At 71.9% G+C, this 18,217-nt stretch carries 23 protein-coding genes and 1 tRNA gene; 6 read left to right on the top strand and 18 right to left on the bottom strand.

Going from position 1 to position 18,217, the window contains the following annotated elements; translation table 11 throughout:
- Positions 1-25: 25 nt before the first annotated feature.
- Both Gocc_RS07880 and Gocc_RS07875 read right to left on the bottom strand, forming a co-directional pair.
- A complete protein-coding gene (locus tag Gocc_RS07880) occupies positions 26-1,279 on the bottom strand; it encodes an MFS transporter (protein ID WP_114795991.1) in 1,254 nt (417 codons plus the stop codon).
- Positions 1,280-1,301: 22 nt separating this feature from the next.
- Complete coding sequence (locus Gocc_RS07875; protein ID WP_181813470.1) at positions 1,302-1,928, bottom strand: TetR/AcrR family transcriptional regulator; 627 nt, start codon at positions 1,926-1,928, stop codon at positions 1,302-1,304.
- 20 nt (positions 1,929-1,948) lie between these two features.
- Between Gocc_RS07875 and Gocc_RS07870 the strand changes: the two genes are divergently transcribed.
- The gene (locus Gocc_RS07870) at positions 1,949-2,926 is read left to right on the top strand and encodes a CaiB/BaiF CoA transferase family protein (protein ID WP_181813469.1); all 978 of its coding nucleotides are present in this window, start codon (positions 1,949-1,951) and stop codon (positions 2,924-2,926) included.
- Positions 2,927-2,960: 34 nt separating this feature from the next.
- Here the strand turns inward: Gocc_RS07870 and Gocc_RS07865 are convergent, their stop codons facing one another.
- Positions 2,961-3,641 (bottom strand): HAD family hydrolase, encoded by a 681-nt coding sequence (locus Gocc_RS07865; protein ID WP_181813468.1) that lies wholly within the window; start codon positions 3,639-3,641, stop codon positions 2,961-2,963.
- Between the two features lie 148 nt (positions 3,642-3,789).
- Positions 3,790-3,863: transfer RNA gene (locus tag Gocc_RS07860), tRNA-Pro, on the bottom strand.
- Between the two features lie 73 nt (positions 3,864-3,936).
- Here Gocc_RS07860 and Gocc_RS07855 point away from each other — a divergent pair.
- From Gocc_RS07855 to Gocc_RS07850, 3 genes are all read left to right on the top strand, one after another.
- Positions 3,937-4,677 carry a Nif3-like dinuclear metal center hexameric protein gene (locus tag Gocc_RS07855; protein ID WP_114795988.1) on the top strand — a complete coding sequence of 247 codons (741 nt, stop codon included), beginning with the start codon at positions 3,937-3,939 and terminating at the stop codon, positions 4,675-4,677.
- Between the two features lie 191 nt (positions 4,678-4,868).
- On the top strand, positions 4,869-5,042 hold the full coding sequence (locus Gocc_RS16120; RefSeq protein ID WP_181813467.1) for a hypothetical protein: 174 nt from the start codon (positions 4,869-4,871) through the stop codon (positions 5,040-5,042).
- A 130-nt stretch (positions 5,043-5,172) separates the two neighbouring features.
- Complete coding sequence (locus tag Gocc_RS07850) at positions 5,173-6,936, top strand: AMP-dependent synthetase/ligase (RefSeq protein ID WP_181813466.1); 1,764 nt, start codon at positions 5,173-5,175, stop codon at positions 6,934-6,936.
- Between the two features lie 40 nt (positions 6,937-6,976).
- Here the strand turns inward: Gocc_RS07850 and Gocc_RS07845 are convergent, their stop codons facing one another.
- Positions 6,977-8,134 (bottom strand): C40 family peptidase, encoded by a 1,158-nt coding sequence (locus tag Gocc_RS07845; RefSeq protein ID WP_114795986.1) that lies wholly within the window; start codon positions 8,132-8,134, stop codon positions 6,977-6,979.
- Between the two features lie 168 nt (positions 8,135-8,302).
- Between Gocc_RS07845 and Gocc_RS16910 the strand changes: the two genes are divergently transcribed.
- Both Gocc_RS16910 and Gocc_RS07835 read left to right on the top strand, forming a co-directional pair.
- Positions 8,303-9,370 carry a 3D domain-containing protein gene (locus Gocc_RS16910; protein ID WP_114795985.1) on the top strand — a complete coding sequence of 356 codons (1,068 nt, stop codon included), beginning with the start codon at positions 8,303-8,305 and terminating at the stop codon, positions 9,368-9,370.
- The gene (locus Gocc_RS07835; protein ID WP_114795984.1) at positions 9,367-9,558 is read left to right on the top strand and encodes a hypothetical protein; all 192 of its coding nucleotides are present in this window, start codon (positions 9,367-9,369) and stop codon (positions 9,556-9,558) included. Before Gocc_RS16910 ends, Gocc_RS07835 begins: the two co-directional genes overlap by 4 nt.
- Here Gocc_RS07835 and ligA read toward each other — a convergent pair.
- From ligA to Gocc_RS07770, 13 genes are all read right to left on the bottom strand, one after another.
- The gene (gene ligA, locus Gocc_RS07830; RefSeq protein WP_114795983.1) at positions 9,555-11,558 is read right to left on the bottom strand and encodes an NAD-dependent DNA ligase LigA; all 2,004 of its coding nucleotides are present in this window, start codon (positions 11,556-11,558) and stop codon (positions 9,555-9,557) included. The two genes, Gocc_RS07835 and ligA, sit on opposite strands and share 4 nt — an antisense overlap.
- Positions 11,551-12,189 (bottom strand): HAD family hydrolase, encoded by a 639-nt coding sequence (locus Gocc_RS07825; RefSeq protein WP_181813465.1) that lies wholly within the window; start codon positions 12,187-12,189, stop codon positions 11,551-11,553. Before Gocc_RS07825 ends, ligA begins: the two co-directional genes overlap by 8 nt.
- Before the next feature lie 118 nt (positions 12,190-12,307).
- Positions 12,308-13,027: a tRNA pseudouridine(38-40) synthase TruA gene (gene truA / locus Gocc_RS07820; protein WP_114795981.1), complete on the bottom strand. Its 720-nt coding sequence runs from the start codon at positions 13,025-13,027 to the stop codon at positions 12,308-12,310.
- A 16-nt stretch (positions 13,028-13,043) separates the two neighbouring features.
- On the bottom strand, positions 13,044-13,373 hold the full coding sequence (locus tag Gocc_RS07815; protein WP_114795980.1) for an NfeD family protein: 330 nt from the start codon (positions 13,371-13,373) through the stop codon (positions 13,044-13,046).
- Between the two features lie 139 nt (positions 13,374-13,512).
- Positions 13,513-13,890 carry a 50S ribosomal protein L17 gene (gene rplQ / locus Gocc_RS07810; protein ID WP_114795979.1) on the bottom strand — a complete coding sequence of 126 codons (378 nt, stop codon included), beginning with the start codon at positions 13,888-13,890 and terminating at the stop codon, positions 13,513-13,515.
- Positions 13,887-14,864 (bottom strand): DNA-directed RNA polymerase subunit alpha, encoded by a 978-nt coding sequence (locus Gocc_RS07805; RefSeq protein ID WP_281268431.1) that lies wholly within the window; start codon positions 14,862-14,864, stop codon positions 13,887-13,889. The genes rplQ and Gocc_RS07805 overlap by 4 nt, the downstream gene beginning before the upstream one ends.
- A 27-nt stretch (positions 14,865-14,891) precedes the next feature.
- Positions 14,892-15,512: a 30S ribosomal protein S4 gene (gene rpsD / locus Gocc_RS07800; RefSeq protein WP_114795978.1), complete on the bottom strand. Its 621-nt coding sequence runs from the start codon at positions 15,510-15,512 to the stop codon at positions 14,892-14,894.
- 94 nt (positions 15,513-15,606) lie between these two features.
- Positions 15,607-16,014 (bottom strand): 30S ribosomal protein S11, encoded by a 408-nt coding sequence (gene rpsK, locus Gocc_RS07795; RefSeq protein WP_114795977.1) that lies wholly within the window; start codon positions 16,012-16,014, stop codon positions 15,607-15,609.
- Entirely contained in the window at positions 16,015-16,389 is a 375-nt protein-coding gene (rpsM, locus tag Gocc_RS07790) for a 30S ribosomal protein S13 (protein WP_114795976.1), read from the bottom strand. It lies immediately after the preceding gene.
- A 4-nt stretch (positions 16,390-16,393) separates the two neighbouring features.
- Entirely contained in the window at positions 16,394-16,507 is a 114-nt protein-coding gene (gene rpmJ, locus Gocc_RS07785) for a 50S ribosomal protein L36 (protein ID WP_114795975.1), read from the bottom strand.
- Positions 16,508-16,541: 34 nt separating this feature from the next.
- Positions 16,542-16,763: a translation initiation factor IF-1 gene (gene infA / locus Gocc_RS07780; protein ID WP_114795974.1), complete on the bottom strand. Its 222-nt coding sequence runs from the start codon at positions 16,761-16,763 to the stop codon at positions 16,542-16,544.
- A gap of 87 nt (positions 16,764-16,850) precedes the next feature.
- Positions 16,851-17,633 carry a type I methionyl aminopeptidase gene (map, locus tag Gocc_RS07775; protein ID WP_114795973.1) on the bottom strand — a complete coding sequence of 261 codons (783 nt, stop codon included), beginning with the start codon at positions 17,631-17,633 and terminating at the stop codon, positions 16,851-16,853.
- Positions 17,630-18,202, bottom strand: a complete 573-nt coding sequence (locus Gocc_RS07770) for an adenylate kinase (RefSeq protein ID WP_114795972.1) — start codon at positions 18,200-18,202, stop codon at positions 17,630-17,632. The genes map and Gocc_RS07770 overlap by 4 nt, the downstream gene beginning before the upstream one ends.
- Between the last annotated feature and the right edge of the window lie 15 nt (positions 18,203-18,217).

The raw sequence follows: 18,217 nt of genomic DNA, 5'->3' as shown, positions 1-18,217 counted from the left end.
CCGCCGCTCGCGCGGGCCCGCAGAGCTACAGCGGCAGCCCGCTCGGACGGTCGCCGCTGCCACCGTCGCCTGCGGGCGCCTCTGCCGCCGACCGCTTCTCCGCGGCGGCCAGGGAGGCCACGAGCGGGATCACGAGCAGGATGGGAATCCCGAGCACGGGCCACAGCGCCTGGTAGCCGCTCGTCGAGGCGAGCGTCGGGCGCAGGATGTCGATCAGCGCGCCGGCGAGCAGCGGCCCGACGATGAGGCCGAGACCCTTGGTCGTCGTGGCGAGGCCGGACACGGCGCCTCGATCGCCGGCCGGCATGAGCTTGAAGAGAAGCCCCCAGGCGAGCGTCATCACCGAGCCTGCGAACATCGCGACCACGAACACGATCGGCAGGTACCAGTCGTGCCAGGTGCGCGCGAGGCCGCCGGCGAGCAGTCCGACGCCGTAGACGACCGAGCACGCGGTGATCACGCGGGCGAGGCCGAGGCGGTCGCCGACCGGCCCCGACACGAGGGCCGCGACGATGTAGCCGCCCGCGACGGCGGCGAGCACGAGCGTCGATGTCGACAGCGGCTGCCCGAGCCCGACGGTGATGTAGAGCACGACGAACGTGCGCGCGCCGGCGAACGTCCCCTCCCAGGCGGCGTTGGCGAGCAGGAACTTGCCGACGTCGGGATTGCGCCGCAGCACCCGCCACGAGTGGCGCACGTAGGTGCCGACCCCCTCGAACACCTGCCCGCGTCCGCCGTCCTCGCGCACGAGCACGATCGGCACGAGGCAGGCGGCGGTGACGATGAGCGAGGCGGCGAGGAACGGCGCCGGCCGCCACAGGTGGAAGAGCAGGCCGCCGCCGATCAGGGCCGCCCCCAGCGCGACGCCGCGGAACAGGTGCTGCACCCCCTGGGCACGTCCGAACACGTCGTCGGGCAGTACGTCGGGGTAGAGGCCGCGGTAGGGCGGCTCGTAGACGTAGTAGGCGAAGAAGAAGGCGAACACGAGCAGGGCGGTCGTCCACAGGCTCGGCATGAACGCGATCAGCGCGAGGCAGAACCCGATCGGGCCGACGGCGGCGAGCATGAACGGCCGCCGCCGTCCCAGCGGCGTGTGGAACGTGTCGCTCCAGGGGCCGATGACGAGCGGCAGCGTGATCGCGAACACGCCCTCGGCGGCGAGCACGAGCGCGATCAGCGTCGTCGAGCCCGTGAACTCCCGCAGCAGCGGCGGCAGGTAGGCGGCCGTCGTCGTCAGCGACCAGGCGAGGCCCATCGCGCCCACGCCGAGGGTGACCATCGTGCGGGCGGCGGAGGGGCCGTCAGGCGGGGACGGTGTCGCGGGCGGTGAGACCGCCGCAGACGACGTCGATGATCGTCCGCTCTGCACGGGCGACCTCCTCGTCACCGTCGGGGAGCTGGCCGAGCACCCATCCCGTCAGTAGCTCCTCGAGGCCGCCGTAGAAGATCCAGCTCGCGAGACGCGCGTCGACGTCGGCGCGGAGCACGCCCTGCGCCTGACCCCGCTCGATCACCCGCTGGATGGAGGCGAAGCCCTCGCGGATCTCCTCCACCTGACCCTGCAGATGCGGGCTGCGGGCCACCTCGCGCACCATCACCGTGACGAGGTCGGGATCGTTGCGCCACGAGCGCAGCAGGATCTTCGCGATCCCGCGCAGCTGCTCGTCGGCAGGCTCGTCCGACTCCTCGACGCGGCGGATCAGCCCCAGCAGCTCCCGCCAGTTGTCGCGGAAGACGGTCTCGAGCACCTCCTCCTTCGAGGAGAAGTAGTGGTAGAGGAGCCCGTGCGCGATGCCCGCCTCCTCGGCGATGTCGCCGACGCGCGAGGTGTGGTAGCCGTCGCGGGCGAACACGCGGACGGCGGCGGCCAGGATGAGGCGGCGCTTCTCGGCGCCCGCCTCCCGCGGTACGATTGAACGTTCAGTCAAGGCTCGGTCAGAATAGGGTCGTGCTGGCCGCCGCGCAACCGCTCGCGGGGACGCTCGTCGCCGAGCTGACCCGCTACCTCCCCGGCGCCTACGCGGGGCGGGAGCTCGCACGCCTGGGCGCGCGGGTCGTTCGCATGGAGGCGCCGGACGGCGACCCCATGCGCAGGTCGGCGCCGGCGTGGGACCGCGCGCTGCGGCGCGGCAAGGAGTCCGTCGTCTGCGACCTGAAGACGGACGCGGCGTTCGCCCGCGCCCTCTGCGCGCGTGCGGACGTGGTGCTGGAAGGGTTCCGCCCCGGCGTCGCGGCGCGGCTCGGTGTCGGCCCGGAGGACGTCCCCGCCCGCGTCGTGTACTGCTCGATCACGGGGTTCGGCAGCACCGGCCCGCATGCCGCTCGCGCCGGCCACGACCTCAACTATCTCGGTTGGGCGGGCGCGCTCGAGGACACCGCGCCGGCGTCCCCACCGCTTCAGATCGCCGACCTCGCCGCGGGAGCGCTGGGAGCCGTGACGGAGATCCTCGCCGCGCTCGTGCGGCGGGCACGGACGGGCGAGGGGGCGCGCATCGAGATCTCGATGACGCACCGCGCGCACGACCTCGTCGAGCACCGCCTCGGCGGCGACCCCGTCCCACGGATGCTGACGGGCGGCCTTGCCTGCTACCGCGTCTACGAGGCGGCCGACGGCCGCCATCTCACGGTCGCCGCGCTCGAGCCGAAGTTCTTCATCCGCCTGTGCGAGCTCGCCGGCCGCCCCGAGCTCGCCGGCAGGCAGTTCGACGACGACCAGGAGCGCCTCGCGGGGGAGCTCGCGGCGCTGTTCGCGTCGCGCCCGCTGGCGGAGTGGCTGGCGCTGTTCGATCGCGAGGACGTCTGCGCGGGACCGGTGTGGACGCGGGCCGAGGCGGCGGATGTGTTCGGCTCCCGCGACGCCGCCGACGAGGACGTCGCGCTGGGCGCCCACACGGAGGCATGGCGCGGAGAGCTCGACCTGCCGTAGGGGCTCGACGGGCCCGAGGCCCAGCGGCGCGACCCTATGCCGGGTCGAGGCCGAGCGCCGCGGGCAGCGCGCGCAGGTCGCGGATCCGGTCCGGCTCGTGCGGGTGGAGGCCGTCGCGGTCGAGCAGGATAGCCCGCATGCCGAGCGCACGCGCACCCTCGATGTCGTCCTCGTAGGAGTCGCCGACCATCGCGGCCTCGGCGGGGGTGACGCCGAGGGCAGCGAGCGCCGTCTCGAAGATCGACGCGTGCGGCTTGGTGCGACCGTGCGCCTTCGATCCGATGGCGATGTCGACGTCGAGCGCGTGGTGTGCGGCGAACTCCTCGAGGTCGCGCTGGCCGTTCGAGACGAGGCCGAGCGCGAGCCCGCGCGCCCGCAGCAGCGCGAGCGTCGGCAGCGCGTCGTCGTAGAGGCTGAAGTTGGCGTGCACCTCCCAGCGGCGCACCATGTCGACCGCACAGGCGCGTGCAGCGGACGCCGCGCCGCCCATCCCGCGCACGATGTCCTCGGTGAACGCGATCCAGATCTCCGCGTCGTGCTCGAGCTCGGGATGGCGCTGAAGGTCGGCGAGCGCGGCCAGCCGCGCGGCCTCGTAGGCAGCAGGGTCGAGATCGAGGCCGTGCTCGAGCCCGACGGCCCGGTAGGCCTCGGGCCCGAGCTCGGGACCAGGCCGCGACAGGGTGAAGTCGACGTCGAAGAGCACGGCCCGCAGCACGCGACCGAGGATAGCCCTACCCTCGAGGCCGGGCCGCCTCTGCAGCCGGAGCCGGGCTCGGCGCGGCGGGAGGCCGGGGGAACGTCATACGTGCGGTGGCGCCGAAGGAGGGGGCTGGTGGGGGAACCATAGGCTCCCCCACCCCCAATCGGGGTGCCCAGATTTGAACTGGGGACCTCTCCGACCCGAACGGAGCGCGCTACCAGGCTGCGCCACACCCCGAGCGCCGAAAGGGTACCGACTCGGCCGCCGGGCGGCGCGGTCGTCCGCGGCTCACGTCCCTAGACTGTCGACGATGGCCGCCCGCGACGAGATCGCCGCCTATGCGAACGCGCTGCTCGAGGTGGAGAAGTGGCCCGAGTTCGGTGCGTCGGGGCTGCAGGTGCTCGGAGCGGAGGACGTGTCGACGATCGCGTGCGGCGTCTCGAGCTCATGCGACCTGTTCGAGCGCGCGGTCGAGATGGGCGCCGAGATGGTGCTCGTGCACCACGGGCTGTTCTGGCGCAACGAGCCGCTCGTCGTCGACCGGCGGCTGCGCGGCCGGCTCGAGGCGCTGTTCCGCGGCAACGCGTCGCTGCTCGCCTACCACCTCGCGCTCGACGCGCATCCCACGCTGGGCAACAGCGCGCAGCTCGCCGCGCGCATCGGTGCCGCCCCCGACGGCCCGTTCGCCGGCGTCGGTCTCGGCTGCACCGTCGAGGCGCTCGGCATCGACGAGCTCGCCACGCGGGTGGGGGAGGCCGTCGCGCGCGAGCCGCTCGTGTTCCCGTTCGGCCCCGCGACGATCCGCCGCATCGCGATCTCGACCGGGGCGGCGGGATACGACCTCATCCGCGCCGCCCACGAGGGCTACGACGCGCTCGTCACCGGAGAGCCGGAGGAGCCCAGCTACGCGACGGCGCGCGAGCTCTCCATCCACCTCGTCGCCGCAGGCCACCATGCGAGCGAGCGCTACGGCGTGCAGGCGCTGGCCGCCCATCTGGCGCAGCGCTTCGACCTGGCATGGCACTACGTCGAGGCCGACAACCCCGTGTAGCCGCGCGGCCGCGGCGCCGGGGGACGTCGCCCCGTTGCCGACGTCATCGCGCGGGAGTATCCTCGGGACCATCATGGTGCTTTTCGGGAGGCGGGCCCGTTGAACCCCGCCACTCACAACCGAGCCTCGGCAGCCCGACCGTGCGCACTTGCGCAGGCGGGCTTTTTTTTGATGCTCGAAGGAGGCGACGAATGGCGAACCACTTGACGCCGGAAGAGCTCTCGAAGGAGCTCGGCATGGATCGTGACGTGATCATCAAGCTCTGCGTCGAAGAGGGTGTCCCCATCTACCAGGGAAAGATCGACAAGCACCTGTTCCAGGCGCAGCTGCAGGCCGTCGGCGCGCCTGTGCCCCAGCACGCCTAGCGGCGGCGGCCCCGGCAGGGAGGATGACGAGCCGAAGCCCGGCGATCCGTGCCGGGCGGTGCGTGTCGCGCTCCTCGTCACGCCCTCTGAGCCCGCATCCCCGCTTCCAGCACCTGTAGATTCTCGGCCGGTGAGCTCCAACCGCACGATCGCCCGGCTCTGGCGCGACGCCGTGGCCCGCGGGCGCCCCGGAGCCGCCTACCTGGTGGCCCACGGCGACCACTGGCACGCCGTCACCTGGGACGAGGCGGCCGAGCGCGTCCGGCACATGGCCAACGGCCTGCTCGCGCGTGGAGTCCACAAGGGCGACGCCTTCGCCATCCTCGCGCGCACGACGCTCGAGTGGTCGCTGTTCGACTTCGCCCTTGCCCAGGTCGGCGCCGTCGGCGCCCCCATCTACGCCAACAGCTCGCCCAGGGATGCCGCCTACATCCTCGACCACTCGGAGTCGATCGGCGTGCTGTGCGAGGACCAGGCGCAGCGGGCGAAGGTCGAGGAGGAGCGGGCGTCGCTTCCACGCCTCCGCCACCTGCTGACCTTCGACGACCTGCCCGCTCTCGAGGCGGAGGGCGCCGTCTACGAGGCAGAGCATCCGGGCGCGCTCGACGAGGCGGTGGCGGCGATCGACGAGGATGACCTGTTCACGTTCATCTACACGTCGGGGACGACGGGGCCGCCGAAGGGCTGCATGATCCGCCACCGCAACTACTACGCGATGGCGTCGGTGATCGACCATCTGCCCATGTACGTGCGCGACGACGACCTGATGCTGCTGTACCTGCCGCTCGCCCACAACTTCGGGCGACTGATGCACCTCACCGGCGCCTACGTCGGCTACACGATCGCGTTCCTTCCCGACCCGCTGCAGGTCGGCGTCGCGCTCGAGCAGCTGCACCCGACGGTGCTGCCGAGCGTCCCCCGCGTGTACGAGAAGATCCACACGGCGGTCGTGTCGGCGCTCTCGGAGACGTCGGGGGCGAAGCGCAGGCTGGCCGCATGGTCGCTCGCCGTCGGCCGCCGCGTGAGCAAGCTCGAGGAGGCGCATCGCGCCGTGCCGCTCGGCCTGCGGCTCCGGCACGGCGTCGCCGACCGGCTCGTGCTGCGCAGGATCCGGCAGCGCCTCGGCGGCCGCCTGCGCACGCCCATCTCCGGCGGCGCGCCTCTCGCGCGGGAGATCGCGGAGTTCTTCGACTCGTTCGGCATCCGCATCCTGGAGGGATACGGGCTGACGGAGTGCACGACGGCGGCGACGACGAACACGCCGGAGCGGTGGCGCTTCGGCACCGTCGGCCCGGCGCTGCCGGGGTTCGAGCTGCGGCTCGCCGAGGACGGCGAGCTGCTGATCCGCAGCGAGACGGTGTTCGCGGGCTACTTCAAGGATCCCGAGGCGACGGCCGCGGTGCTCGGCGACGACGGCTGGCTGCGATCGGGCGACATCGCCGAGATCGACGCGGACGGCTTCGTGCGCATCACCGACCGCAAGAAGGACATCATCGTCACCGCCGGCGGCAAGAACATCGCACCGCAGAACCTCGAGAACGACCTCAAGGCGTCGCCGTTCGTGTCGCAGGCGCTCGTCGTCGGCGACCGCAAGCCGTACCCTGCGGCGCTCATCACCTTGGACGAGGCCGAGATCGCCAAGTGGGCCCGCCGGCAGGGGATCGACGGCGACGTCGCCTCCCTGGCGGCCGACGAGCGCGTGCGGGCGCTCGTCCAGGGCATCGTGGACGGGGTCAACCGGGAGCGGTCGCGGTTCGAGCAGATCAAGCGCTTCACGATCCTCCCGCGCGACTTCTCGATGGAGCGGGACGAGATCACCCCGACCCTCAAGCTGAAGCGCCGCGTCGTCATGCAGCATTTCGCCGCCGCGGTCGACGAGCTCTACGAGGGATAGTCTCCGCGAGGCCGCCCCCGCGACTACGGCTCCGTCCTGGCTACAGGCGGCGCGCGCCGACCCAGCCGCTGCGGTAGATGCTGGAGATCTTGACCACGTCTCCGGTCTGGGGCGCGTTGATGTACTGGCCGCCGCCGATGTAGATGCCCATGTGGCCGAGGCCGTTGTAGAATACGAGGTCGCCGGGCTGGAGGTCCGACTGCGCCACGGGCGTGCCGTAGCCGTAGATGGACGCAGCATGGTGGGGAAGCGACACGCCCACCTGGTTGAAGACGAACTGCACGAGCCCCGAGCAGTCGAAGCCGCTCGGGCTCGCCCCACCCCAGAGGTAGGGGACGCCGAGGTACTGCATCGCGATGGCGACGACGCCGCCGTAGCGAGCCGGTGGGGGCGGAGGGGCGATGGCTCGGGCCGAGGTGCCGCCGGCGCCGTCCGGACTGCCCGCATCGAGTGCCGGCAAGCCTGCGTCGGCGGGCTCGAGCTGCTGGGCCCGGGCCGCCAGCGTGGCGGCGGCCTGCCGGGCGGCGAGCCGCGCGCGCGCCTGCGCGGCGAGAGCAGCCTGCCTGCGCGCTTCGGCCGCCCTGATCTGCTCGATCTCCTTCTCGAGGCCGGCGAGCATGCGCCGCTGCTGCGCGAGCGCGCCCTCGATCACGCGCTTGCGGCTCACCCGCTCGGCGACGACGCGGGCCTGCGTCACGCGCGCCTTCTGCAACAGCGCCCTGCGGCTCTCCACTTCCCTGCGGAACGTCCGCACGTCGGCGAGCACCTTCGCGTCGAGATCTCCGACCCGCTGCACCATGTCGATGCGGGTGAGCAGGTCGTCGAGGCTCTCCGCCCCGAGCAGGATCTCGACGGCGCCGCCGCTGTCGCCGTTGATGTACAGGGAGCGCAGGCGCCGCGCGACGTGCGCCTGCGCGGCGCCGAGGCTCTCCCGCGCGACGGCAAGGTGCCGCGCGTTCGACTGGAGATCGGCTTCGATCCGGCCGAGCTGGACGTTCGCGAGGTTGTACGACTCGATCACGTGCTCGAGCTGCGCGTTCGACGCCGTGATCCGGGCGAGCACGGCCTGCGCCTGGGCGCGCTTGGATCGCAGCGACGGATCCGCGGCCGCCGACGGGGCGACCGCGAGCAGGGCCGCGACGAGCGCGGCGACGGCGAGCAGGGCGGCCGGAGCCTGTCGCGTTCTCGAGCTGTTCATGCCCCTCGTTCGACCGTCGCCGGGACCGTCGGTGGCGGCGTTACCCGTCACGGGAGCAAAACCGTAGCAGCGAGCAAGGACGGTTGCAACCGGTGACAGCAGAAAATCCCTGCTCATCGGACTTTTGTCCCCGAGCGGCGCAGCGTGGTGTGCTACGGTCCCGCCCCTGTGGAACGTCGATCCGGAAGGCGTGCGCCGCTCGTCGCGGCCGTTGCCGCCGGAGCGCTGATCATCGGGCTGTCGCCGCCCTCCGGCGGTGCGGACACGGTGCCCGCGCTCCGCGCCAGGGGTGCAGCGCTGCAGCGCGCGGAGCAGGCTGCGCTGCTGCAGCTCTACGCGGCGGAGTCGTCCCTCGCACGCTCGCGCGCGGCGCTCGCCGCGCTGGAGGCGCGCTCGGCGGCCCTCGCCGCCGCCGAGGCCGACGCCAGGCGCCGCACGGGCATCGTCCGGCGCTCACTCGCCGCCTCGCGGCAGCGTCTGGCCTCGCTCCTCCGCGATCTCTACGTGCAGGGCGACGCCGACCCGATCGCCGTCATCCTCGGCGCGAGCTCCCTCGACGAGGCGGTGACCGGAATCGAGAGCCTGAGTCGCGCAGCCTCCCAGAGCGCCCGTCTCGGGCGGGAGGCGCAGTCCCGGGCCGCGACCCTGCGCGTGCTGAGCACGCGCCTCGCGAAGCGGCGAGGCGACCTCGAGCGCGCGCGGCGCGACGCGCGGGCGGCGGCGCGGCAGCTCGAGGACGCGGTCGCACGGCGGGCCTCGACGGTGGCCGGACTGAGGCGCCGACGCGCCCTCACGAATGTCCAGATCGCCGCGCTCGAGGAGAGAGCGCGCGCGGCGCAGCGTGCCTCGGCGAAGCTCGCGGCCGCGGCCGCGGCCGCGGCGGCCAGGGCGGAGCCGGCGACGGCGGTCGACACGACGACGACATCGCCGCAGCCACCCGACCCTATTCCCGCGCCGCAGCCGCCGGGCGGCACCCGCACGCTCGTCGTCGACGCGGTCGCCTACCATCTCCCGGGCAGGACGGCGAGCGGGATCCCGGTCGGGATCGGGGTGATCGCGGTCGATCCGACCGTGATCCCGCTGGGCACGCGGGTGTTCGTGCCGGGATACGGCCCGGCGGTCGCCGCCGACGTCGGCACGGCGATCAAGGGAGCGATCATCGACCTCTGGATGCCGAGCACCGCCCGCGCGCGCGCGTGGGGGCGCCGCACCGTCACGATCACCATCTACGGTTGACGTCCGCGCGCGGCGGCCGTGCCGCCCTCGTCCTCACGGACATCGCGCTCTCGCTCGCGGCCGCGACGGGAACCGTGGTCTTCGCCCACAACGAGACGGTGCCCGTGACCCCGGCTTCGAACGAGAAGCTGCCCGTCGCGTGGGCGGCGCAGGATCGGTTCGTGACGGCCCTCGCCGCAGCCGGCTAGCCGAGAAGATCCCGGAGATCCGCCTCCGTCAGCAGTGGCACCCCGGCCTGCCGCGCCTTCGCCACCTTGGAGCCGGGGCTCTCCCCCACGATGACGCCGGTGGTCTTCTTCGAGACGGAGTCGGTGACCCTGGCGCCGCGCGCCTCGAGCGCGGCCTTCGCCTCCTCGCGGCTGAAGCCCACGAGCGTGCCGGTGATGACGTACTGGCGTCCGCTGAGCGGGCCGTCGACGGGAGCCTCGGACTCGCCTTGCGCCATCTGCAGCCCGAGCGCGCGCAGCTCTTCGACGAGGGCGCGATTCTCGTCGTCGGCGAACCACGCGGCGATCAGCTCGGCGCGCTCGGGCCCGATCCCCTCGACCTGCTCGAGATCCTCCTGGCTTGCCGCCATCAACGCGTCGACGTCCCCGAAGTGCCGGGCCAGGTTGCGCGCGAGCACCCAGCCGACCTTCGGCAGGTTGAGGCCGAAGAGGACGCGGGAGAACGGCTGCTGCTTCGAGCGCTCGATCGCCTCCAGCGCCCGCCTGGCGGAGATCTCGCCGTAGCCTTCGATCTCGAGCAGCTGGTCGCCGCCGAGGCGGTAGAGGTCGGGCATCGAGCGCAGCAGCCCCTCGTCCCAGAGCTTGCGCACGAACTGCTCGCCGACGCCCTCGATGTCCATCGCCGCGCTGACCCAGTGGATGAGCGTCTCGAGGCCACGCGACGGGCAGGCACGGTTGGGGCAGCGATGCTTGACCTCGCCCTCGGGCTTCACCACCTCGGCGCCGCACAGCGGGCAGCGGGTGGGCATCTTCCAGTCGACGGTGCCGGGGCGGTGCGCGCCGGCAGGGCCGACGACCTGGGGGATGACGTCGCCGGCACGCTGCACGATGACGAGGTCACCCTCGCGGATGCCCTTGCGGTTGATGTCCTCTTCGTTGTGGAGGGTGGCGCTCGAGACGGTGACGCCGCCGACCTGCACGGGCTCCAGCTCGGCCCACGGGTTCAACGCACCCGTGCGCCCGACGCGGACGTGGATGCGCCGCAGCGTCGTCACGGCCGTGGACGGCGCCCACTTGTAGGCTCGCGCCCAGCGCGGCCGCTCGTGCAGAGCGCCGAGCCGGCGCTGCTGCTCGAGGGAGTCGACCTTGACGACGATGCCGTCGATCTCGTAGTCGAGCTCGGAGCGCCGGCTCTCCCACGCCTCGCACGCCGCCGCGACCTCCTCGATCGTGTCGAGCCGCTCGGCGTGCGGGTTCGTGCGGAAGCCCCGCTCGCGCAGCCACCCGAGCATCTCGAACTGGGTGTCGGGGCCGGCGCCGTCGCGTACGCCGGCGCCGAACACCCAGAGCGACAGCGGCCGCTCCGCCGTCACCGCCGGGTCGAGCTGTCGCAGCGAGCCGGCGGCCGCGTTGCGCGGGTTCGGCGGCGCCTTCCTGCCGGCGGCGACCTGCGCGTCGACGAAGCGGGCAAAGCCCGAGAGCGGGAAGTAGACCTCGCCCCGCACCTCGAGCAGCGGGGGGGCCGCTTCCCCCGGTGGGAGCCGCATGCGCAGCGGCAGCGCCTCGATCGTCCTCAGATTGGCGGTCACGTCCTCCCCGCGGTAGCCGTCGCCCCGTGTGGCTCCGCGAACGAAGACGCCGTGCTCGTAGACGAGCGAGACGGCCGAGCCGTCGATCTTCGGCTCGATCACGTAGGCGACGGGCTCGTCCGTGCCGAGCCGCTTGCGAACGTCCTCACCCCATCGCTCGAGCGCCTCGCGGGTCGTCACCTTCTCCAGCGACCCCATCGGCGAGAGATGCTCGACCTTGCGGAAGCCCTCCGCGGGCGACCCGCCGACGCGCTGCGTCGGCGAGTCGGGGGTGACGAGCTCCGGGTGGGTCCGCTCGAGCTCCTGCAGCTCGTCGTAGAGCGCGTCGTAGCCGGCGTCGGAGATCTCGGGATCGTCGAGGACGTAGTAGCGGTAGGCGTGGTGCTCGACGAGCCGCCGCAGCTCTGCGATGCGCTGTCCGACGTCAGACAAGCTCGAGGAGCTCCTGCGGCGCGTGCACGAGCGCGTCCGGCTCCTCGGCGAGCAGGCGCGCGTCGGGATGGATCCCTCCCCAGCCGACGGCGACCGCGAGCGTGCCGGCAGCACGGCCGGCACGGATGTCGAACGGCGAGTCGCCGACGTAGACCGCCTGTTGCGGCGCGACCCCCATGCGGGCGAGCGCTTCCAGCACCGGATCCGGATCGGGCTTGTGGCGCGCCGTGTCGTTGTGGCCGACGACGACCTCGGTCGTCTCGCGCAGCACGGGCAGCCGCTCGAAAGCGAGCTCCACGGTGTCGACGCGCTTCGCCGTCACGATGCCGAGCCGGTGGCCGCGGGCGCGCAGCTCGAGCAGCAGCTCCGGGATGCCGGGGAAGGCCTCGAGGGTGGCATGCAGCGGCATGTTGTGCGCGCGGTAGGCGGCGACGAGATCGTCCACACGCGCCGGGTCGAGCTCGCGCATCTGCGCGGCGAGCCCGGGGCCGCCGATCGCGGCACGCACCTTCTCCTCGTCGGGCTCACGGCCGAGCACGGTCACGGAGGCGTGGCGCATCGACGCGATGATGATCGGCCCCGAGTCGATCAGGGTGCCGTCGAGGTCGAAGAGGATGACGGGGCGGCGCACAGGGCGATTGTATGGAGGCTGCCGCCCCGAGCCGGCCGTCACGGGCGCGGGGCGAGAGCCGCCGGCGCTGTGACGGGAACGAGTCGTCGAGGAAGGCGGCGACTTCCCCGTCACGCCGTCAGTAGCAGACGTGCTCGAGGTACAGGCCCCAGGGCGGCGCCGTCGCTCCCGCCTCGGAGCGGTGGCGGCCCTCGAGCAGGGGCGCGAAGCGCTCCGCGGGCAGCTCGAGCATCGACCCGACGAGCGTGCGCACCATGTGGCGCAGAAACGCGTCGGCGGTGATGGTGAAGTGGAGGTGATCGCCTCGCCGCTCCCAGCCCGCGGCGGCGACGTTCCGCAGGAACACCCGGTGCTGGGTGTCCGTGGGAGTGAAGGCCGTGAAGTCGTGCTCGCCGGGGACGAGCGCGGCGCAGGCGCGTAGCTCCTCCTCGTCGACGGGACGCGGCCACCACAGCGAGCGCCGGGCCTCGAGCGCCGAGCGCTGCGGGCGGTTGAGCACCACGTAGCGGTAGGAGCGGGCGCGCGCGGAGAAGCGGGCGTGGAACGTGTGCGCAACGGCTTCGCAGCGCAGCACCGCCACGTCGGGCGGCAGGCCGGCATTGAGCGCCTCGGCGGCGCGTTCGGGCGGCGGGCCTCCCGCGACGACGACAGACGCGACCTGCCCGGTCGCGTGCACGCCCGCGTCCGTGCGTCCCGCCACGGCGAGATCGCTCCAGCGAGGGAAGGTGCGCCCGAGCGCGTCCCGCAGCGCGCCCTCGACGGTCCTCTGTCCCGGCTGCCGCGCCCAGCCGTGAAAGCCCGTTCCGTCGTACTCGATCGTCAGGCGGAGCGTCGTCATCGCTTGTAACAGAATGTCACAAGGGCTCCACCACGAGATCGAGCCCTTCGACACGGATGATGCGCACGCGGTCGCCGGGCCGGGCCACCGCGCCGGCGGCGGTGCAGCGGGCGGCCCAGAGCTCGCCGTCCACGCGCACCTGCCCGTGCGGCGCGAGCGTGGTGACGACGGTCGCCGTACGTCCGGCGAGCGTCTCGAGCCCGACCGCGGCGCGACGGCGCCTCGACCAGCGGACCAGCACGACCGTCTCCGCGACGTCTGCGAGCGCGGCCACGGCGACGAGGGCGGCTCCCCACGGCGCAGGCAGGACGAGGAGCGCGAGCAGCAGGGCGATCAGCGTGAGCATGGCGCAAGCCTACGGGCGCGAGGCCGTCGTGAAGCGCCGGCGCGCGCCTGCGCAAGCCGAGCCGGGCTCTCCCGGCCTCGCAAAGCCGGGAGGGCGCCTCGGCGCCCTCCGCGATCACCCCCGTCCGCGCCCCAGGCTGCTAGGCGGCGGCGCCTGCCGGCTCGAAGTCGACGAGCTCGAGCAGCACCATCGGGGCGGCGTCGCCCTGCCGAGGGCCGATCTTGACGATCCGCGTGTAGCCGCCGGCACGCTCTGCGAAGCGCGGCGCCACCTCGGCGAAGAGGAGGTGCACGACGTCGTTGGAGCGGAGCTCCGCGAGCGCGAGCCTGCGCGCGTGCAGATCGCCGCGCTTGCCGAGCGTGATCATCTTCTCTGCGAGCGGCTTCACCGCCTTCGCCTTCGCCTCGGTCGTCTCGATGCGGCCGTGCTGGATCAGCGCGCCCGCGAGGTTCGAATACAGCGCCTTGCGATGGGCGGAGTCCCGCCCGAGCTTCTTGCCCGCGTTGCCGTGCCTCATGACGAGGTGAGATCCTCGCCCTTGAGCGTGAGGCCGTGTGCGGCGAGCGTCTCGCGCACCTCCTCGACCGACTTGCGGCCGAAGTTCGGGATCGCGGCCAGCTCGGCCTCCGACTTCGAGGTGAGATCTCCGATCGTCTCGATACCGACACGCTTGAGGCAGTTGTACGAGCGCACGCCCAGCTCGAGCTCCTCGATCGGGAAGTTCTCCATGCCGTGCGACGCCGCAGCGTCGGCGGCAGCCTCGACGGCTGCCTCGCCGAAGCCCTCGATCCGCTCGAGGTCGGTGAAGATCGCGAGCTGGCGGATGAGGATCTCGGCAGCCTGGGCGATCGCGTCCTTGGGCTCGATCGAGCCGTCGGTGGTGACGTCGAGCGTCAGCTTGTCGTAGTCGGTGCGCTGCCCGACGCGTGCAGCGTCGACCTCGTAGGCGACGCGGCGCACCGGCGAGAAGATCGAGTCGATCGGGATCACGCCGATGGTGGTCTCGGGCCCGCGGTTCATCTCGGCCGGGACGTAGCCGCGGCCGCGGCCGATCGTGAGCGTCATCTCGAGCTTGCCCTTGTCGGCGAGCTGGGCGATCTCGAGCTCCGGGTTGAGGATCTCGAGGTCGGCGGGTGCCTCGATGTCGGCGGCGGTGACCGTGCCGGGGCCCTTCTTGGACACGTGCACCTCGATCTCCGGGGACTCGCCGTGGAGGCGGCAGATGAGGCCCTTGAGGTTGAGGATGATGTCGGTGACGTCCTCGCGGACGCCGGGAAGCGTCGTGAACTCGTGCGCGACGCCCTCGATCTTGACGGCCGTGACGGCGGCGCCCTCGAGCGACGAGAGAAGCACGCGGCGCAGGGAGTTGCCGAACGTGTAGCCGAAGCCCCGATCGAGCGGCTCGATCGCGAACACGCCGCGACGGTCGTCGCTCTCCTCGCGCACGATGCGCGGAATCTGGAAGTCCATCAGGCTGGTGCGGGTTGCCAAATCGTTCCTTTCGTCTTCTCTCGCGGCCTACTTGGAGTAGAGCTCGACGATCAGTGATTCCTGGACGGGCGTGTCGATCTCGGCGCGCTCGGGCCACCGCAGCACCTTGCCGGTGAGGCCCTCGTGGTCGGCCTGCAGCCAGGGCGACACCGACGCTGTCAGATCGGTCGCGTCGCGCACGAGGGGTGCGGCGGCGCTGCCTTGCTTGAGCGTGATCACGTCGTTGGGGCGCACCCCGAAGCTCGGGATGTTGACGCGGCGGCCGTTGACCTGGAAGTGGCCGTGACGCACGAGCTGGCGGGCCTGTGCGCGCGAGCCGGCGAAGCCGAGGCGGTAGACGACGTTGTCGAGCCGCGCCTCGAGCATCCGCAACAGGTTCTCGCCCGGTGCGCCGGTCCCGCGGGTCGCCTTCTCGTAGGTGTTGCGGAACTGCTTCTCGAGCAACCCGTAGTACCGGCGCGCCTTCTGCTTCTCGCGCAGCTGCAGCAGGTACTCGCTCTGCTTGATACGCCCGCGACCGTGCTCTCCCGGCGGGTACGAGCGCCGCTCGATGGCGCACTTCTCGGTCAGACAGCGCTCGCCCTTGAGGAACAGCTTGATGCCCTCGCGGCGGCAGACACGGCACTTGGGTCCGAGATCGCGGGCCATCAGGCTCGCCTCCTCTTCTTCTGCCGGACGCCGTTCAGCGCTGGAAGGTGCTGCGCACCTTCCAGCGACGAAGAACGTGGGACCCGAGAAACCATCAAACCCGCCTCCGCTTCTTCTGCCGGACGCCGTTGTGCGCCTGCGGCGACACGTCCTTGACGCCGAGGATCTCGAGGCCGGCGGCCTGCAGCGAGCGGATCGCCGTCTCGCGGCCCGAGCCCGGGCCCTTGACGAACACCTCGACCTTCTGCAGGCCGTGCTCCATGCCCTTGCGCGCACAGTTGTCGGCCGTGACCTGCGCGGCGAACGGGGTGGACTTGCGCGAGCCCTTGAAGCCGGCCGATCCGGCCGACTCCCATGCGATCACGTTGCCCTCGCGGTCGGTGAGGGACACGATCGTGTTGTTGAACGACGTCTTGATGTGCGCCTGGCCGATCGCGATGTTCTTCTTGACGCGGCGACGCGTGCGGCCTCGTGCGGCCGCTGCTTTGCGCGGAGGTGCCATCTACTTCCCCTTCTTCCCGCGTCCGACGGTCTTCTTCGGGCCCTTGCGAGTGCGCGCATTCGTCTTCGTGCGCTGCCCGTTGACGGGCAGGCCGCGCCGGTGCCGCAGGCCGCGGTAGCAGCCGATCTCCGAGAGGCGCTTGATCGCCTGCGAGCGCTCCCGGCGGAGGTCGCCCTCGACCTCGACGTTCGCGTCGATGTAGGTGCGGAGCTTCGTGACCTCGTCGTCGGTGAGGTCCTTGATCTTCTGGTCGGGATCGAGCTCCAGCGCCTTGCAGATCGTCTGCGCGGTGGACTGGCCGATCCCGTAGATGTAGGTGAGCCCGATCTCGAGCCGCTTCTGGTTCGGAAGGTTGACGCCGGCGATGCGTGCCACTCGCTTAGCCCTGCCTTTGCTTGTGCCGGGGGTTGACGCAGATGACCATCGTGCGGCCGTGCCGCTTGATCACGCGGCAGCGCTCACACATGGGCTTGACGGACGGGCGAACTTTCATCAGTGGAATCCTCGGGGCTGGCGGATGTCAGGGGCTAGCGAAGTCGGAAGGTGATGCGGCCGCGCGTGAGGTCGTACGGGGAGAGCTCGACCTTGACCCGATCGCCGGGGAGGATGCGGATGTAGTGCTTGCGCATCTTCCCCGAGATCGTGGCGAGCACGCTGTGGCCCGTGTCCAGCTCGACCCGGAACATCGTGCTCGGGAGCGACTCGACGACCTCGCCTTCGACCTCGATCTTCTCTTCCTTGACTGCCACCCTTCCCTCGCGCGATTGCCGCGCCGAACGCGGAACTCTCGTAAATCAGGACCCATGGCAGAGCGAAACGGCTCCGCCGCGGGCCGCTCACTGTAGCAAACTCGCGATCTCCCTGGCGCGTCCGACGCGGGGAGTGAGGATGCGCGGCCCGGCGGCGCCGACCGCGACCGTGTGCTCGAAATGGGCCGCGAGCGAGCCGTCCTGCGTCGAGATCGACCAGCCGTCGTCGTGCAGGTACACGTCCGGGCCGCCGGCCGTGATCATCGGCTCGATCGCGATCGTCATGCCCTCGGAGAGCTTCGGCCCACGGCCGGGCTGCCCGAAGTTGGGAACGTGCGGGTCCTCGTGGTAGTAGCGACCGACACCGTGGCCGACGAGGCTGCGCACGACGGAGAAGCCGGCGCCCTCGACGACCTGCTGCACCGCGTTCGAGATGTCGCCGACGCGGTTGCCGGGCCGCGCCTGCGCGATGCCGGCGGCGAGGGCCTGCTGGCAGACGTCGAGCAGGCGTCTGGCCGTGGGCGTGACGTCACCCACCGCGAAGGTGTAGGCGCTGTCGGCGATGGCGCCGTCGAGCGACGCACCGACGTCGATCGTGAGCAGGTCGCCCGCGGCTACCGTGTAGGAGCCGGGGATGCCGTGCACGACCATGTCGTTCGGCGAGATGCATATCTCCGCCGGATAGCCCTTGTAGCCCCTGGAGGCCGAGACGCCGCCCCGCGAGGCGAGAAAGGCGCCCGCGATCTCGTCGAGCGCGCCCGTGGTGATGCCGGGGGCGATGTGCTCGGCGACGTGGGCGATCGTGGCCGCGACGAGGTCGCCCGCACGGGCGATGCGCTCGAGCTCCTCCGGGCCCTTGCGGATGATCACCGGGCCACCTGCGCGAGCGCGGCGCTGATCTCGGCGAACACCTCGTCCACGGTGCGCTCGGCGTGGAGCGGGACGAGCGTGCCGGCACTCCGGTAGTGCTCGACGACCGGCTCGGTCTGCTCGTGGTAGATGGCGAGGCGGCGCGCGATCACGTCGGGCGCGTCGTCCTCGCGCCCCTCGTCGCGAGCGCGCCCGAGCATGCGCTCGGTGGCGACGTCGTCGTCGAGGTCGAAGAACAGCACCGCGTCGAGCGTGCGCCCGATCCCGTCCAGCATCGCATCGAGCGAGGTCGCCTGCGCGAGGTTGCGGGGAAAGCCGTCGAGCACGAAGCCGTCGCGGGCGTCGTCCCGCGCCAGCCGCTCGCGGATGAGCGCGATCGTCAGCTCATCCGGAACGAGCTCGCCAGCGGCGAGAATCGGGGCGACGCGACGCCCGAGCTCCGTTCCGTCGGCGACGGCTGCGCGGAACATGTCGCCGGTGGAGACGTGCGGCACGCCGTAGGCGGCGGAGATCCGCTTCGCCTGCGTGCCCTTGCCGGAGCCCTGCGGGCCGAGGACGAGAACGTTCATCGCGAGTGATGTAGC

This window comes from Gaiella occulta (genome assembly GCF_003351045.1).
Lineage (GTDB): Bacteria > Actinomycetota > Thermoleophilia > Gaiellales > Gaiellaceae > Gaiella > Gaiella occulta.
Note: the sequence above shows the minus strand (reverse complement) of the source record. Positions and strands in the feature narration are given on the sequence as shown.

Bases quoted from the DNA above. Each gene is read 5' to 3' on its own strand.
- Gocc_RS07770 (WP_114795972.1), bottom strand. From the start codon at position 18,202: ATGAACGTTCTCGTCCTCGGCCCGCAGGGCTCCGGCAAGGGCACGCAG.
- Gocc_RS07855 (WP_114795988.1), top strand. From the start codon at position 3,937: ATGGCCGCCCGCGACGAGATCGCCGCCTATGCGAACGCGCTGCTCGAG.
- truA (WP_114795981.1), bottom strand. From the start codon at position 13,027: ATGACGACGCTCCGCCTGACGATCGAGTACGACGGAACGGGCTTTCAC.
- rpmJ (WP_114795975.1), bottom strand. From the start codon at position 16,507: ATGAAAGTTCGCCCGTCCGTCAAGCCCATGTGTGAGCGCTGCCGCGTG.
- rpsK (WP_114795977.1), bottom strand. From the start codon at position 16,014: ATGGCACCTCCGCGCAAAGCAGCGGCCGCACGAGGCCGCACGCGTCGC.
- rplQ (WP_114795979.1), bottom strand. From the start codon at position 13,890: ATGAGGCACGGCAACGCGGGCAAGAAGCTCGGGCGGGACTCCGCCCAT.
- Gocc_RS07845 (WP_114795986.1), bottom strand. From the start codon at position 8,134: ATGAACAGCTCGAGAACGCGACAGGCTCCGGCCGCCCTGCTCGCCGTC.
- Gocc_RS16120 (WP_181813467.1), top strand. From the start codon at position 4,869: ATGGCGAACCACTTGACGCCGGAAGAGCTCTCGAAGGAGCTCGGCATG.
- Gocc_RS07815 (WP_114795980.1), bottom strand. From the start codon at position 13,373: ATGCTCACGCTGATCGCCCTGCTGCTCGCGCTCCTCGTCCTGCCTGCG.
- Gocc_RS07880 (WP_114795991.1), bottom strand. From the start codon at position 1,279: ATGGTCACCCTCGGCGTGGGCGCGATGGGCCTCGCCTGGTCGCTGACG.
- rpsD (WP_114795978.1), bottom strand. From the start codon at position 15,512: ATGGCCCGCGATCTCGGACCCAAGTGCCGTGTCTGCCGCCGCGAGGGC.